The 15,594-nt window shown below is 74.1% G+C and carries 9 protein-coding genes and 1 pseudogene; 1 reads left to right on the top strand and 9 read right to left on the bottom strand.

Translation table 11 applies throughout. The annotated features are described in order from the left end of the window. Positions 1-82 precede the first annotated feature (82 nt). The 3 genes from TR50_RS42605 to TR50_RS17545 are packed head-to-tail and all read right to left on the bottom strand — an operon-like array spanning position 83 to position 3,138. Positions 83-508: a peptidoglycan-binding domain-containing protein gene (locus tag TR50_RS42605; protein WP_052441057.1), complete on the bottom strand. Its 426-nt coding sequence runs from the start codon at positions 506-508 to the stop codon at positions 83-85. 40 nt (positions 509-548) lie between these two features. Then, positions 549-2,222 carry a C40 family peptidase gene (locus tag TR50_RS48870; RefSeq protein ID WP_052441058.1) on the bottom strand — a complete coding sequence of 558 codons (1,674 nt, stop codon included), beginning with the start codon at positions 2,220-2,222 and terminating at the stop codon, positions 549-551. A gap of 34 nt (positions 2,223-2,256) precedes the next feature. Next, entirely contained in the window at positions 2,257-3,138 is an 882-nt protein-coding gene (locus tag TR50_RS17545; protein WP_042421895.1) for a peptidoglycan-binding domain-containing protein, read from the bottom strand. Between the two features lie 470 nt (positions 3,139-3,608). Between TR50_RS17545 and TR50_RS48875 the strand changes: the two are divergent. Next, positions 3,609-4,195 (top strand): annotated as a pseudogene (locus TR50_RS48875) (alpha/beta fold hydrolase); the annotation flags it as partial. Between the two features lie 112 nt (positions 4,196-4,307). Here the strand turns inward: TR50_RS48875 and TR50_RS17550 are convergent. The 6 genes from TR50_RS17550 to TR50_RS42610 form a co-directional block, all read right to left on the bottom strand. Next, positions 4,308-5,528: a protein phosphatase 2C domain-containing protein gene (locus TR50_RS17550; RefSeq protein WP_042421898.1), complete on the bottom strand. Its 1,221-nt coding sequence runs from the start codon at positions 5,526-5,528 to the stop codon at positions 4,308-4,310. Next, positions 5,525-6,379 carry a hypothetical protein gene (locus TR50_RS17555; RefSeq protein ID WP_042421900.1) on the bottom strand — a complete coding sequence of 285 codons (855 nt, stop codon included), beginning with the start codon at positions 6,377-6,379 and terminating at the stop codon, positions 5,525-5,527. The genes TR50_RS17550 and TR50_RS17555 overlap by 4 nt, the downstream gene beginning before the upstream one ends. Further along, positions 6,372-8,258: a hypothetical protein gene (locus tag TR50_RS17560; RefSeq protein ID WP_042421902.1), complete on the bottom strand. Its 1,887-nt coding sequence runs from the start codon at positions 8,256-8,258 to the stop codon at positions 6,372-6,374. The genes TR50_RS17555 and TR50_RS17560 overlap by 8 nt, the downstream gene beginning before the upstream one ends. A 266-nt stretch (positions 8,259-8,524) precedes the next feature. Beyond that, positions 8,525-12,088, bottom strand: a complete 3,564-nt coding sequence (locus TR50_RS17565; protein ID WP_042421904.1) for a hypothetical protein — start codon at positions 12,086-12,088, stop codon at positions 8,525-8,527. Further along, on the bottom strand, positions 12,085-14,730 hold the full coding sequence (locus TR50_RS17570; protein ID WP_052441059.1) for a P-loop NTPase family protein: 2,646 nt from the start codon (positions 14,728-14,730) through the stop codon (positions 12,085-12,087). The genes TR50_RS17565 and TR50_RS17570 overlap by 4 nt, the downstream gene beginning before the upstream one ends. A gap of 49 nt (positions 14,731-14,779) precedes the next feature. Continuing rightward, positions 14,780-15,328: a hypothetical protein gene (locus TR50_RS42610; protein WP_052441060.1), complete on the bottom strand. Its 549-nt coding sequence runs from the start codon at positions 15,326-15,328 to the stop codon at positions 14,780-14,782. Positions 15,329-15,594: the final 266 nt, after the last annotated feature.

Raw genomic sequence — 15,594 nt, forward strand, 5'->3', positions numbered from 1 at the left:
ACGAGACGTGCGGCCCTTGGGCCCGGGAGGCGTGCCGCCTCCCGGGCCGTGCCGGGTGATCGGTGGTTGGGCGGCGGACAGCTCAGCTGCTGGTCGGGATGACCCGGTAGCAGTTGCCGATCGGGATGCCGTACGGCGTCCCGAAGTTCCCCTTGACCGAGATCTGATCCTGGATGGCGGCCCAGATGTCGGTGCCGGTCAGGGGGCCGACCTCGCCGTCGATCTTCAGACTGGCGATGCCCTGGAAGTTCCTGACGGCCTTGTAGGTGGCGGGACCGAAGTCGCCGTCGAGGGCGAGGCCGGCGTCGACGCTCCAGTTGATCGCGTCCTGGACGCAGTAGACCGGGAAGCCCTCGTCGCCCTGGACCACCTGGGGAACGCCGACCGCGGCCTGGGCCGACGGGATCGAGCCCGCGGTGGCGGCCAGGAGGCACGCGGCGACGGTCAGGACCGGTGCGGCGGCGGTGGCGACCCGTGCCGCCCGTGCTGCCCGTGTGCGGAGGTTCACGACGGTCTGCCTTTCTGCTGTGCGCACGTGGCGGGCGGGGTCAGACCGGGATGCTGACGTAGGCGTCGTAGTGGACGTAGTAGGCGTTCGGGTGGTCCGAGCTCATGGCGTCGGAGACCGGCTCCTCGCGGACGTACGTCCCGGTGTCGAACGCGTTGTACATCATCCGCACGCCGTTGACGACGCCCGCGTAGATGCCGACGTGGTCGGTGGCGGACGTGCTGGTCCCGAAGAAGATCAGGTCGCCGGGGACCGCCTGGGTCGAGGAGATCAGATTCCCCAACTTGATCTGGTCGTTGGTGGCGCCCGCGCCCAGGACGTCGTAGCCGGCGGCCTCGTCGTACATCAACCGCGCGAAGCCGGAGCAGTCCAGGCCGACGTGACTGCCGGCGAAGCAGTACCAGGTGCCGTTGGAGTCCTGGAGCCAGCCGGCCGAGTCACTGCCGCCGGGCGTCCCGGAGCAGTAGCCCCGCGACGGGCCCGGCGAGGCGCCGTGGCCGCCGGCGTACACGTAGGGCATGGTGCCCGTCTTCGCCATGGCCGCCGCGTACTGGACGACGTACGGCTGGATCGCCTTGCCCTGGCCGGGGCAGCCGGTCGAGGGGCAGTGGTAGACGCCGTCCTCGTAGAGGATCTTCGCCTTGGTCGCCGGGCCGACCTGGCCGTCGACGCCCAGCCCGTTGGCGGCCTGGAACGCCTCGACGGCGGCGAAGGTGTGCGCTCCGAAGTCGCCGTCCACGGCCAGGTGCTGGCCCTGGGAGTTCAGGAAGCTCTGCAGTTCGGTGACGCAGCCGTCGTCCTCGCCCTGGGTCATGTTCGCCGGGCAGGAGGCGGAGTCCAGGGCGATGGGCGCGGGAGCGCCCGTGCTGGTGCTGACGTTGCTGTAGAGCGCGGCCTTGGTCTGCGGGCCGACCTGGCCGTCGACACCAAGTCCGTTGGCGCTCTGGAAGGCCTTGACGGCCGCGAGCGTGAGCGGGCCGAACCCGCCGTCCACGCTCAGCGTGGCGCCGTGGGCGTCCAGCAGGCTCTGCAGAGCCGCGACACAGCCGTCGACCTCGCCGTCGGTCATGTTGGCCGGGCAGGAGGAGGACCGCAGGTCCACCGCCGCGCCGGTGACGGCCGAGCTTCCGTACAGGGCGTCCTTGGTGAGCGGGCCGACCTGGCCGTCGACGCCGAGGCCGTGGGATGACTGGAACGCCTTCACCGCAGCCAGGGTGTCGTTGCCGAAGTCGCCGTCGACGGACAGGTGAGCGCCGTGCGCGTTCAACAGGTCCTGCAACTCGGTGACGCAGCCGTCGTCCTCGGTGCCGGTCATGTTCGCCGGGCAGGAGGCGGACTGAAGGTTGATCGGGTCCGGAACGGAGGTGGAGCTGACGTACAGCTCGCCCTTGGTCTGCGGCCCGACCTGCCCGTCGACCGCGATGCCGGTCTCGGACTGGAAGGTGCGCACCGCCGCCACGGTGTTGGCGCCGAAGTCGCCGTCCACGGAGAGGTGGAAGCCGTGGGTGTTCAGCAGCGTCTGGAGCTCGGTGACGCAGCCGTCGTTCTCGTTCTCGGTCATGTTGGTGGGGCAGGAGGACGAGTTGAGGTCGAGCGGACCGGGCGTGGCGAACGCCGGCACGGTCAGCCCGCCGACCAGGGTTGCGCCGAGTGCGGCCGGGAGCAGCACGCGACGCGTCAGCAGCCGCAGCGGCCGCCGGATGAGCACGTTCATGGATGCCTTTCGGTTTTTCGTAAGTGACTGATCGTCAGTTTTCGCCGTTGTTCCAGAACTGCTCGGAGGAGCCGTTGCAGGCCCAGCCCTGGATCTTCTGGCCGTCGGTGCGGGCCGTGTTGGTGTCGCCGTCCAGGCACTCGCTGTCGCCGGCGTTCGCCCAGTCACCGATGGAGGACGAGCCGGTGTACCACTGCTGGTTCTTCCAGCCGTTGCAGGCCCAGCCCTGGATCTTCTGCCCGTTGGTGTGGGCGGTGTTGGTGTCCGCGTCCAGGCACTCGCCGTCACGCGCGCTGACGATCATCGTGTTACCGGAGTTGGGGACCGCGTACATCTCCCAGTCCTGGTTGACGTCGCCGGACAGGCACTGCCAGCCCTGGATCTTCTGGCCGTTCTGACCCGCCGTGTTCGCGTCGGCGTCCAGGCACCAGTAGGAGCTGACGCCCGGAGGGTTGTCGTACTGGTTCATCAGCGTCCACCGGATCCCGTCCCCGGGGTGCGCGTTGCTGTAGAGCGCGGCCTTGGTCTGCGGGCCGACCTGGCCGTCCACGCCGATCCCGGCGGCGGTCTGGAACGCCTTGACGGCGTTCTCGGTGTCGGGGCCGAAGCCGCCGTCGGCGCCGCTCGGGCCCAGGTCGCCCCAGAAGCCCCAGTTGGCCAGCAGGTCCTGGAGCGCCACCACGCAGGTCCCGCTGACCTGGTTCTCGACCATGTTGCTCGGACACGCCGAGGAGCGGATGTCGACGGGCGGCGTCACCTGCGGCGACACCGCCGCGGCGGCCGCGGCCTTGACCGCCGTCGCGAACGTGCCCGGCGTGGCGGCGGTCGCGCTGCCGCTCAGCCCCAGGACGGCGGCAGAGCCGGCGAACAGGACCGGAGCCGCGACGATCGCGAAGCGCTTGAGTTCCCTGTGCAAGGTTCCCCCTCTGTTGAAGCGTCCGGGAGACGCGCCGTCCCCAGGACGTGTTGCCTGACGTGGTGTCGGACGTGGTGTCAGACGTGTGAGTGGCTCGCGCCACGATGGGGCCCCCTGGCCCGGCGCGAAGCGGCCGACCGACCGGGCACCGCCGTGCCCGGTGGTCAGGCCGTCGGCTGCGAAACCTACCGGCGTCACGACCCCTTGGACGGGCCCCGGCCCGCGATGCCGGAAACTCGGGACGGGACGCCCGCTGACCAGCGAGAACGCCGTGGTCCATGACGGTTTCGCGGGACGTTCGCACGCGGGTCCTCGGGGCATCGTCATCCCTCATCGACGGGCGCGTCGGACGCGCCCGGGACGTCGCCCCGAAGCTCGTCGTCCGCGGCGTGCCGGTGATGATTCCGAGGCGGCCTGTCGCGGGACTACCGTCTGCCTGTCGAGGCCCGAGCGGCCCGTCGGCGGATGATTCGATGCTCCCCGGCGACGCGGCGGAGACCCCGCCCACGAAGGGGGAGTTGGCCGCGCTCAAGCCGAAGGAGCGCGAGCGCACGCCGGCCTCGTGGGAGCGGATGTGCGCGTGGAAGCGTGAGCACAAGGGCTACGCGGACATGCAGAGCACCCGGCCGCAGGCCCTGGCCTACGGCCTCACGGACTCACCCGTCGGGCAACTCGCCTGGATCGCCAAGAAGTTCACGGAGTGGACCGACAGCGCGCACCGGCCCGAGGAGGCGGTGGACCGCGACCAACTGCTCACCAACGGGATGCTCTACTGGCTGACCGGCGCCGCCGGATCCTCCGCGCGGCGCTACTACGAGCGCGCCCACACGGACTACTGGGGCCTTCCCGCGGAACCCTCGGCCACCACACGGCCCTGGCTCTGTTCCCGAGGGAGAACTTCCTCGTGCTCCGGCACGTGGCGGAGCGGACGAACAACATCGTGCGCCGGGCGCGCTGGACGGAGTTCGACCGCGGCGGGCACTTCGCAGCGATGGAGGAGCCCGACCTGTTGGTCGGGGACATCCGCGCCTTCTTCGGCGAGCTGCGCGCTGCCGGGGCCGGCCCGACGGCCCGACGGCCCGGCAGGGAGGGCCGCGGGCCTGAGGCCCGCGGCCCTCCGGGGGAGGCGGCTCGGCCGCCTCGGCGTGGAGCCGCCTTCCCGATGGGGCTCAGCGCACGCGGCCGTGGTCCCAGACGCACGCGACGGTGCGGTCCCCGCCTGCGGAGCGGATGTTGGCGTTGACGTCGGACAGGAAGGTGATCAGGTGCGGGCGCCGGGTGCGCCAGCGCCGCGCGAACCACGCGCCCGCGCCCGGGGAGCGGAGCAACTCCGCCATCGGGCGGGAGGCGAGGGCCAGCAGGTCGCCCGGCCGGGTGGTGACCCTGGCCCATTGGAGCTCCGGCGACTCGCCCGACCGGCCGGGCAGCAGGGCGGTGCGCCGCTCGGGCTCGGGCTCGAACAGCGTCTCCCAGCCGGCCCCGCCGATGTGGCCGGACTCGTCCGCGCGCAGTCCCAGCAGCACCGCGTCACCCGCGCCGAACAGCACATGCTGCCGCTCGTCGAGGTCGCCCAGCTGACTGATCAGGGCGAACACCGAAGTGCCGGCCTGCCGTTCGACCTCGGCTCCGCCGCTCTCGACGGCGTTGGCCCTCGCGACCAGGCGGACCGACTCCGCGGCCCCCGCCAACGCCGAGTGCAGCGCCGCCTCCAGTGCCGCGTCACGGTTGCGTGTGAAGACGGCGACGCCGGAGGCCAGGGCCCCGGCGGCGAGTCGCGTGGACAGGGCCCGGCAGGCCGCGTCGGCCCCGGTCTGGGAGAGTGGCGCGTGGGCAGCCCCGGCCGCGACGGTGCTGAGCAGCACCGGCGCGCCGAAGCCGTCCACCAGACGCAGGTTGACCGCGTCACGGCGCTGCTCGCGGTCCTCGCGGTGACGGCTGCCGCGGACCGACGCCGCCCGCACCACCACCGGTCCCAGGTCCGCGCCGTCCACGACGCTGTCGGGGGCGGCCTCGCGGCCGATCGGCAGCGAACGGGGCACGGCGGGGGTCGCGGTCTCCAACTCGGGTGGCAGCACGTCGTCGTGCTCGGCGAGCCGGGCGGCCAGCTCCTCGGCGCGGCCGCGCTGCTGCTGCCGCTGCTGCACGACCAGCTCCAACTCCTCGCTCAGGCCGCCCTTTTCCAGAGCGAGGCGGTCGGCCCGCTCGACCTGGGCGGCGCGGGCGGTGCGTTCGCCGTCGAGCTCGCCGGCGAGCCGGGTGGTCAACTCGTTGGCGGTGGCCAGCTTGCGGGCGAGATCGCCCGACATGGCGCGCTGTCGCACCAGCAGGTAGATCCCGGTCGCGAGCAGGACCGTCAGGATCGCGACGGCGGCGTAGCCGATTGCGTTCATGGTCTCTCCGTCCAGGGCGAGGTCTGCCGTGAAGGGCTGGCGGTGGGGGAGGGGAGGTCGGCGGCGGTGGCGAGCCGTCGATGCAGGCGTCGGGCCGGGGCCAGGGCGGCGAGCGTGTGGCAGCGCCGCCACGCCTCGGCCGGGTTCGGAGGAACGGACGCGGGATCCGTCGGGTCGGGCGCCAGTTGGTGGAGCAGCAGGCGCAGGGCGGGCACCAGACGTCGCCGGGTCAGCGCGACGCTCAGCGGCTCGTCGGCGGTGTCGTCCGCCCGGTCGAGGACGTCCCGCAGCAGCGGGGCGAGCCCGCTCTGGCTCGGACGGTCCTCGAACCAGGCCGGGACCACGGCCCGGACCGGGACCGTGGGCCAGGGCGCGGGCCAGGACGCCGTGCGGTTGCGGCACCAGCCCGCGACGGAGTCGAGACCGAGCCCCCGCCAGTCGTCGTCGGCCGCGACGACCAGCACGGCAGCCGGGGCGGCCGGACCGGTCAGCAGGGTGTTGAGCCGCGGTCCGGGCGGGGTCGGACCGGCGTCCTGCCTCGGGTCCGGCACGACGTACCACAGCAGGTGGGCGTCGACGGCGGTGGCCGACCAGTCGACCGACGCGTCGGGGAGCGCCGCGCGTGCCCGCTCCCGCAACTGCCGGGCACCGGCCGACCATCCGACGAGGGTGAGCCGCAGCCGGGGCACACCGCCCGAGGACACGGTCCGCACGTCCGCCGCCAGCGCGGGTGTCACCCCGCACGCCCGCGCCACCGGCAGGTCGGCCAGCGCCGTCACCAGCGCCTCCACCTGCGTCGACATCTGCGTCGGCACCTGCGTCGGGGTCCGGGTCGGGGTGGGCTCAGTCATCGACGACTCCGCAGACCAGGCGTCCCTTGCGGACCACCGAGCCGTCGCGCTGCTGCACGACCGGCACCGACTCGATCCACTGGAGGACGGGCTTCGGCCGCGGGCTCAGGTCGTTGCGCTCGAAGTACTCTCCGGCTGTGTCGCCCCCGGTCAGCAGCGCCTGAAGCTCACCGGCGTCGGTGACGGCGTGGCATCCGGCCTGCCGCCACACGTCGCGGAGTTCGGGCAGGGCAGCGGCGCGGTGGCGGCCCCACCAGCTGTCCACGGCGGCCGGGGAGCGGTGGTGGACGGCGAGCAGCTCGTCCAGCTCGTGCAGGCGCTCGGCCACCGTCCGCCACCCGGGTTCCCCCGGGGCCCGGGAGGCGAGAGCGGCCCCGAGCCGGGCGAGCTGCTGGACGGCCTCGTTGCGCAGGCCGTCGGCCTGCCACGGCCTCCATTCGCGGGCCGCGGTGCCCAGATGGCGTCCCAGCAGCGGGTCCAGCCACAGCAGGAGGAGCGTCTCCTGGACCCGGACCGCGCCGCGTAGCAGCAGGCCCTCAGCATCACCGGAGTCACCGGAGTTACCGGAGCCACCGGAGTCACGAGACTCACCGGCGGCAAGGGGACCACCGGCACGGGGGCCGTCAAGGATCCCGGTGACCAGGTGCCGGTGGTCGCCCTTCACCCCGGCCACGTCGCGCAGCAGTGACCGGACCTCCTGCTGCGCCCCGGAGTCCAGCCTGTCCCAGGACGGCGTCGTGACGGACAGTCGCAGCGCGGGCACCGCCTCGGCGAGAGGCAACGACGGCACCGCCGGCATCACGTCCGTGGCGGCCGGATCCTCGGACGACGGCTCCGACGGCTCCCATGACTCCCACGGCTCGGACGGTTGCGCAGGCTCCGACGACCCCGGGTCGAGGCCGAGGTCGCGGGCCACCTCGGCGAGCGCGCGTGCCTCCGCGCGCCGCTCCTCCTCCGGCAGTCGGAGCAGGGCGAGGTGGAGGGCCGTCCACAGCGCTGCGGCGTTGTCCGCCTCGGGGCACGGGTCCTCGCCGAACCGGCGGCCCTGCCGCCGGGCCCGCTCCCACACGCCGTCGGCGGCCTGGGAGAGCCGCAGCCGGAGCAGTCGCTCCCGCTCCAGCGCGGCTTCCGCGCGCACCTGTTCGAGCGCGAGCGTCTCGCGGTGCAGGGCGGTCCGATCAGCTTCCAGGAGGTCGCTCTCCGTCTCGGCCTGGCGGCCGGCGGCCGCGGCGGCCTGGCGGCACTGCTCGCGTTCGGCGGCGAGTTGCTCCAGCAGGGTCTCGTGCGCCCGGAGCAGGCCGAGCTCCTGCTCGAGCCCGGCGCGTTCGTCCTCCAACCGGTGCTCGGCCTCGGCGGCAGCGGAGCGGGCCGCCTCGCAGGCGGCGACGAGATCGGCCGTCCCCTCCTCGGCCGCCTGCCGCCGCCGCGTCGCTTCCGCGCACTCCCGCCGCGCCTGCTCGGCGTCGTCCGACAGGCGGTTCAGCGCGTCCTGCTGGGCGTCCCGGTCGAGGAGCGCCTGTTCGAGCTGCCTCGCGGCATCGGGCACCGCGGCTTCCAGGGCGGCCCTTTCCCGGCGCGCCTGTTCCAGCAGCCACTCCGCCTGACGCCAGCGGTCGCGCAGGTCCGCGAGGCCGTGGGAGACCGCCTGCGCCGCGTGCGCGGCCTCGAACGCCGCGCGGGCCGCGGCGGTCGCCCAGTCGACCGGAGCGGGGTCCGGGTCCAGCGCGCGCGCACGCAACTGCTCCAACGCCTCCGGCGGCAGCAGCCGGGACGCCTCCGCGACGCCCTCCGCCGCGACGGCGCGGCCCGCGCCGCGGTCCTCCGACACCCCCTCGCCCGCGACGGCGCCCGACGCGACCGCCTCGCCGGGAGGCCGCACCGCTCCACCTCGGGCTGCTGCGCCCGGCCCCGCTTCGCCAGGAGCCGCCTCGCCGAGGACCGCGTGAGTCGGACCTGCTCCGCCCGGGGCCGTTGCGCCCGGGATCCCGTGAGTCGGCCCCTCTCCGCCCCGGGCCGCTGCGCCCGGCCCCGCTCCGCCGGGACCCGCTGCGCCCGGACTCGCTCCGCCTCGGGCGCCGGGAGAGGGAGCCGCTCCGCCCGTGGCGGCGGCGTTCCTCGGCCGGTCGGGCCGGTCGTGATGTGTCATCAGTGTTCCCCGCTCTCGGGATCCCAGCCTCGGACGTAGTCACCCGCACGGCTCTCCATCGGCACCCGGTACACCCAGCCGGGGCGGTCGACGGCCTCGGTGAAGTTGGCCGCCTGCGGGTGCGGGAGCGCGCCGCGGTGGGCGCGCAGGACGCCGCGTGCGTCGAGGGTCACCCGCAGCCGGCCGGTGCGCACGTCCGGGTTGCCCGCCGGCAACGGGAGCCGGCCCAGGGGCAGCGGGGCCTCCGCGCCGGAGCCGCGCAGATAGAAGTAGAGGTGCTCGGCCGGCTGATCGAGCGTGAACTCGGCGACCCGACCGGGCGTCGGCGGCACCAGTGGGTCCGGGTGGGCGCCGACATGGAACAGCTCGGGAAAGTAGGAGAGCACCTCCTCCTCGCCGTCCTCGGCCCCGGCGGGGAACAGGTCGACGGGGGCGAACCCCTGGCTGCCCCACTCCACCGGCGAGGCGCAGATCGAGCCGGCCAGCCGGATCGTGTCCCGGCCTCCGCCGGTCCGGATCCGCGGGTCGGTCAGCTCGCGCAGGTCGATCCCGCTGCCGAGGTGCGCGGGCTGCTGGTCGGGAACCGCCAGGTGCTGCCGCTCGCCGTGGCAGAACTCCAGTGCCAGGGTGAGCCGCTGGTCGACGACCACCCGGAAGCGCATGCCGGGCGTGCCGTCGAAGTTCCAGGCGGGCGACGCGAGATCGCAGCCGTCGCGGGCCGCGCGCTGGGCGATGTCGACCGCGCCCCACGGCAGCGGACCGCTGCCGTGACGGGGTCGGCGGACCTCCGCGACCTGGATGACGCGGCGCCAGGGGGAGGTGAGCCCCAGTGTCCCGGCCGCGTCGAGCTCCTCGTAGGGGGTGCCCGAGGCGAACAGCGGCGCGTCCCGGCCGGCCATGGCCCGCAGCGTGAAGTCGCAGGGCAGGCAGGAGAGCAGGCTGCGGGAGACGAAGGCGAGCTCGGAGTGGGCCATCGGCCCGCCGCCGTCGCCGAAGACCCCCGCTCGCGCCCGCATGTCGTACAGCCAGGCCGCGCCGATCGAGGTGGCCTGCTTGGCGAGGAAGCCCGACTCGGTGGCGAGCCGGCTCGGGTCCCAGCCGGGGCCGGCGCCGTCGCTGTTGGTCGCCTCCACCAGTGCCTCGCCGACCAGTTGGCGCACCTCCGCCATGGCGCTGCTGCGCCCGCAGAGCACCACCTGGTCCAGGACCGGCGGGGCGCCGCCCCCCGTGCCCTCCTCCTCGATGCGGGTGAAGGCGTCGCGGACCAGGCCCGCGGCCATCTCGGCGACCTCCCGCAGTGCGGGCTGCAGCAGGATCCGCAGTTCGGCGGCGGGCAGCGGGACCGGCGGCGGGGAGGCGTTGCCCTTGCTGACCTTGCCCAGCAGCTCCGACAACTCCTGTCGGGGGAACAGGAGCGTCCCGTCGGCCGTGGTCTCCAGCCCGGTGTCGACGGCTCCGCCCAGCGCGCGCTTGACCCGCTCGGCCACGTTCCACAGGATCGCGAACGCCTCCTCCCGGGCCTCCCGGACGCTGGCGTCCAGGCCCAGCTCACGGCCGTGCAGCCGGGTCTCGGTGGGGACCGCGCGGCCCAGCACCCGCCGTACGTCCGGGCTGACGACGGTGTCGCGGTGGTGGCGGACCTGACGGGCCACCAGCGCGGAGAGGGTCTCGCCCTCCGCCAGCGCGGGCATGCCGCCGAGGACCAGGCTCTGGCCGAGCACGTCCACCAGCCTGGCCTTCAGCCAGTAGAAGACGTGCAGGGTGAGCAGGTCGCCGCCCAGCTGGCGGTGGCCGATGGTGCCCAGGATCCGCGGCTCCAACTCGTAGTCGCGGCCGGAGACGAACGTGTGCGCCTGACTCAACCGGGGCGTCCGGTCCCGCAGTTCCAGTTCGAGCAGGGCGATGTCGGTGGTGCCGCCGCCGATGTCGACGACGAGCATGGTCCGCGTCCACGTGCCCGGCCTGCCCGGCACCGGCCGGGACGAGGCGCGCAGCGCCTCGAGCCCGAGGTCCAGGTCGGCGGTCAGGTCGCGCATGACGAAGTAGAGCCCTGCCGCGAGACCCTCGTCCACCGTCAACTGCACGTCGGGCACGGACAGCCCCTGCTGGACCAGTCGGCGCAGCAGCACCCGGTACTCGGGATAGGCGGAGGTCGGGTAGGTGAGCAGGATCGTGCCGAGCTGCGGCGGGCGTCCGGGTGCACCGCCGTGGTTGAGCTGTTCGGCGCGCTTGATGAGCAGGTGGAACAGGTGCTGGGTCAGGTGGGCCGCGGACGGGCCGTCCGCGCCCTCGTCGGCGACCGCCTGCGTCAGCAGACGCCGCTTGAAGGCGCGCAGTGTGCCCTGGCCCTCGGGTGCGAGGGTGAAGCTGTCGTCTCCGTACCGGGAGACCCGCACCGCGTCGGCCGACGTCTCGTAGCGCAGCAGTTCGCTGGCGGGAGCCGCGGTCTCCGCGCCGCCCTGGAGGTAGCGGAAGAAGACGGGGCCGAGCTGGTGGAAGTCCAGCGCGGGGGTGCGCACCGCGGCGGTGACGATCTCGTGCGTGCGTTGCGCGAGCCAGTCGCGCAGCGACCGGTCGTCGCTGAGCGAGCGGGTGTTCTCGATCCACAGCAGCAGCCGGGTCGCCGCCTCGGGCTCGTCGAGCCGGGTCAGCAGCTCGGCGCCGGAGACGCGGACGCTGCCGAGGTCGAGATGTCCGCCGCGCAGATCGCTCAGGTGCTGCTTCCATGCCACGGGCGCCTCCGGCGGCGGGCCGGTGAGCGCGCGCAGACCGGCCGCGAGCCGGGTGAGCTGGTCGCGGTCGACCACGCCCCCGGAACTGCGCGACAGCACCAGGGTGACCGTCGACGCCGTGCTGCCGAAGTCGACGGCGGCGGCCCAGCCGTCACCGCGACGCCGGTCCGCGGGGCGCAGCACCAGGTGGTCGGGCTGGGCCGCGCGCGTCACCGGCAGCGGCCGGCCGGGCGGCCAGAACTCCAGCGTCACCGGCCCGGGGGCGCGCAGCCGGGTGCCCGGCCCGGTGACGGTGTAGGAGACGTCCCAGTTGACCACGAGGGAGACCGGCTGGCGCTGTTCGCCGTTGACGGTCGGCGTTCCCGGCGTTCCCGGCGCTCCGGGTGCTGCGGTTGGCGCGGTCGAGCCGTTCGGCCCGGTCGGCGTGGCCTGGGGGAAGAAGAGGGCGGTGGGCAGCCGGGTGCCCTGCGCGATCCGGCGCAGCCCCTCGACGGGGACCTGGCTCGGCGTGCTTCCCGCCCACGTCCGGGTGACGGCGTCGGCGAGCTCCGCCGGGACGGGCATCCCGTCCCGGTCCAGCACGCTGATGCGGGCCGGGAGGGTGGCCACCAGGTTGGCGGCGGGGCCCGACTGCTCCAACTCGACGTCTGGCAGCAGGTAGCCGCGCTGGTCGGGGATCAGGCGGAACGCGCCGGGACCGTCCGGCAGCACCCGGGCGGCCGTGCTGGCCGGAGCCGCCAGGCCCGCCGAGGGCCGGTTTCCGTAGACCTGGTCCACCGGGTCCCCGCCCTCGGCGGGCACGCGGAATCTGACGGTCAGTTCGCTGCTCATGCCGCTCCCGTCCGCGCCGAGCCGTCGGCGTCCCAGTAGGCGATCAGTTCGTCCAGAGTGCGCGGCCTGCCGCCGCCGTTCCCGCTGCTGTTCGCGGCGTCAGGGCCGCCGTGACCGTCGGGGCCGGGCCCCTGGCCGCCGCCCGGGCCGCCCGTGCCGTCCTCCTCGCCGCCGGGGCGTTGCGGCGGCGGGGTGAAGGCGGCGGTCTCCAGCACGAGTTCGGAGATCCGGTGCAGCCGCTGGTGCAGCTCACGCCGGACACGGCCCTGCAACCAGTGCAGTTGCAGGGTGCTGTAGTCGGCGGCGGCGTCCGCGACCGCCGCCCGCATCTGGAGCACCGCGAGCGGGTGCCGGCTGCGCCGGTCCGCCGTCGGGGTCGCCGCCAACGCGTCCGGGTGCCAAGGAAGGGCGTGTCCGCTCTGCAGCGGGAACCGGTCCTTGGGCCGCTCCGGGAGCGACGCGGCGAGCTGGGGCAGGTGGCGCAGCAGGTTGTCGACGAGCGACCGCAGGTCGAGCCGGGCCAGCAACCGGCCCGGCGCCTCGCCGTCCTGGGCGTGGCGCTCGAAGATCCGCGGCAGCAGGGCGGCGGAGTCCTCGTCCGACTCCATCCACTCCCTGGTCGGGTCCAGCAGCGGCTGCCAGTAGGCGTACCACTCCTCCAGCCAGGCGTGGACCTCCGCCTGGATCCCCTCCGACTCCCGCTCCAGCACACCGAGGAAGGCGCGTTCGAAGACCTCGGTGCTGTCGGAGGGGACGGCGGCGGTCGGCTCCGCGAGCGGGTCGAGGCTGTCCTCGGGTGGCGCCGCCGAGCGTCGCACCAGCAGGTCGCCGCTGTTCCTGGCCCGCCCGAGCACCTGCTGCCAGTACATTCCGTCATAGACGGAGGACCGCACCTGGCCGGCGAAGCGGGCCGCCTCCCGGGGAGCCGGACCGTGCAGCGGCACGGCTGTCCCGTTCCGCTCCACGGCGAGCCGCGCCATCACCGCGAAGTCGCTCTCCATCTCGTCGAGGATCTGACGCAGCGCCTGGAACCGGCCGCCGGCGAGGGCGTAGGCGTCGTCCGCCACGGGCACGTCCCGCCGTTCGATCAACCGCAGCTTGCGCAGCTCCGCCAGCAGGTCCTGCCCGGCCCGCCGGGCCCGCTCCAGCTTGTGGTCCCCGCCGTGCCGCTGCACGTGGGCGGCGACGGCCTGGCGGAAGGACGCGACGCCGCCGTGCTCCTCGTAGGCGCGCAGCCGGGCGGTCCACGGGTTCCCGGCCGCGGCCTGATCCAGCTCCGCCGCGTAGGGAAGCCAACTGCGCGCGGTGGCCTGGGCGTCGCGCGCGCCCTCGATCACCGCCCGGGTGTTGTCCGAGACGTCGTCGTACGCCAGCTTCTCGCGCAGCAGCGCGCGCACCGGCGAGACCAGGTGGACCCGGTCCTGGGCCGCCCTCGGCCCGACGAACTGCGGCGCGAAGGCGTCGAGACTGCTGAGGCAGTCCGTGCGGTCCAGCCCCGCCCGGAGGGACGCCGGTGTGCCGTCGACGACGGGCACGGCGATCCGGTCGAACTTGTTGCTCACCACCAGGGCGGCCGTCTCCAGCGCCGCGCTGCTGCGGTCGGCCGCGAGCATCGTCCAGAAGTCCTGCGCGTCGGCGGACGGCATGTGGTCCGAGGGCAGCACCACCACGATGGAGTGCATGTCGCGCAGCGCCTGCCGGCTGAGGTGGCGGTCGCGGCCGTAGGAGCCGGCCGCGCCGATGCCGGGGAAGTCGACCAGTTGGACGCTGTTGGCGCCGAACTGGGCCGCCAGGTCCCAGTGCTGCGGGTCCACGAGGACGGTCTGCTCGATCCGCTCCACCAGCGGGAAGCTGGCCCGCAGCACGGCGTCGTCGGTGCGCAGGTCGGCCCCGCCGAAGTCCAGGTGCTGCGGCGCGGGCGCGCTGGTGTCGGGCACGGCCGGGGGCGGGAGCTCGACCGCGGTGCGGACCCGGTCGCTGTGGATGACCAGGGGAGCGGGCGCGTCCAGCAGCCCGCGCTGGCCCAGCTGGGCGTCCCGGATCCGGCCGAGCTCGCGGGCGGTCTCACGGTGCGCCTCGTTGATCTCGATCTTCGACAGTCGGGCGACCCCGGGGACGGGCTCCCCCCACAGGCAGCGGTACCAGCTGTTGAACCGCGCCCACTCGCGCGGATCACGCACCGGGTCGTAGCCGGTGAGGAAGGAGCGGGGCTTGAGGTCGAGCCCCGCGTGCTCGATGCCCTCCACCAGCTGGGCGAGGATCTCCTGCACGCACTCGGAGAGCCGTTCGGTGCTCATGAAGCGGATGCTGGTCTCGGGCTGGATCCGGGTGCCCTCACCGCGCACGCCCTGCACCAGCGTGAGCACGGTGATGTTGCCGGTGGTCGGCCGCTCCTCCACCGGGAGCAGTCCGGGCCGTCCCAGGGACGTGCCGATCAGCAGCGACTTGCCCACGGAGAAGGGCCCGACGACGCCGAGCGCGATCGGCGCCTGCACGCGCCGGTTCAGCCGGCGCGCGGCCTCGCGGATCACGCTGCGCTGGCGGTCCTCCTCCTCGTTGCGCGGCTGGTCGAGTGAGGCGAGGTAGTCCAGGACGGCGGAGGCGTACTCTTCGAGCTCTGCCAGCGCGAGCTGACGCTGCACGGGGACCTCCCTGGTGCGGGTGGAGTCGGGCGCGGATTCAGGTGCGGATTCAGGTGCGGATGAAGAAGAGTTCGAGACTGAGGGAGTTCGGCTGACCGGTCCCGTCGAAGTACGGGCGGATCAGTTTCGGGCTGTTGACCGGGAAGAACGCGGGATCCCAGTCGTGCACGTGCGGTGCGACGGCGTTGGCGAGGTCCTGGCTGACGCCGAGGGAGACGCCGGAGCAGCCGGAGCAGGGGGAGGCGGTCCCCCAGACGAACACCATCGCGGCATGCCGTCCGGCGAAGCGGCTGACGGCCGCCAGGACCTGCTGCCTCACCTTGTCCAGAGCGGCCGGGTCTCCCGCGATCACGGCGCTGACGTCGACGTCGCGGACCGGCACCGAGCTGCTGTCGGGATCCAGCCCCGGGGGCGCGGTCTGGGTCGGGCTGGGCGAGGGGCTCGTCCCGTGACTGGGCGTCGCACGGGCACGGGCGGCGGCGCTCGGCGTGGCGACCTGCTGGCCGCCGAGCACGACGACGACCAGCATCAGCAGCACGTCGGCGAAGAGCCATCCGGCCAACTGCGTCAGGCTCTTGCCCCGCCCGCCCGATGTCACGTCTCCTCCCCGCCGACCCGGTCCGCGTCATCCGGACGCGACGTGGGGCGCTGGGTGGCGGGCCGGCCCGTGGCCGGCGCGGGGTGCGGCGGTGGGGTTTGGGCTGGGCCTGATGCGGAGTCCTGCGTGGGGCGTGGCGCGGAGCGCTGAGTCGGGTGTGGGGCCGGTCCGGGACGGGATGCGGGGGGCTGCGCCCGGCCTGGCTCCGAGTCCTTCGCGGGGTGCGGCGCGGAGCGCTGGGTGGGGTGGGGGGCCGGGTCTTGGGC

The organism is Streptacidiphilus anmyonensis, assembly GCF_000787855.1.
Taxonomy (GTDB): Bacteria; Actinomycetota; Actinomycetes; order Streptomycetales; family Streptomycetaceae; genus Streptacidiphilus; species Streptacidiphilus anmyonensis.

What these genes read in the sequence shown, in the direction of transcription:
- TR50_RS48870 (WP_052441058.1), bottom strand. Translation starts at nt 2,222, where the DNA reads ATGAACGTGCTCATCCGGCGGCCGCTGCGGCTGCTGACGCGTCGCGTG.
- TR50_RS17550 (WP_042421898.1), bottom strand. Translation starts at nt 5,528, where the DNA reads ATGAACGCAATCGGCTACGCCGCCGTCGCGATCCTGACGGTCCTGCTC.
- TR50_RS17555 (WP_042421900.1), bottom strand. Translation starts at nt 6,379, where the DNA reads ATGACTGAGCCCACCCCGACCCGGACCCCGACGCAGGTGCCGACGCAG.
- TR50_RS17565 (WP_042421904.1), bottom strand. Translation starts at nt 12,088, where the DNA reads ATGAGCAGCGAACTGACCGTCAGATTCCGCGTGCCCGCCGAGGGCGGG.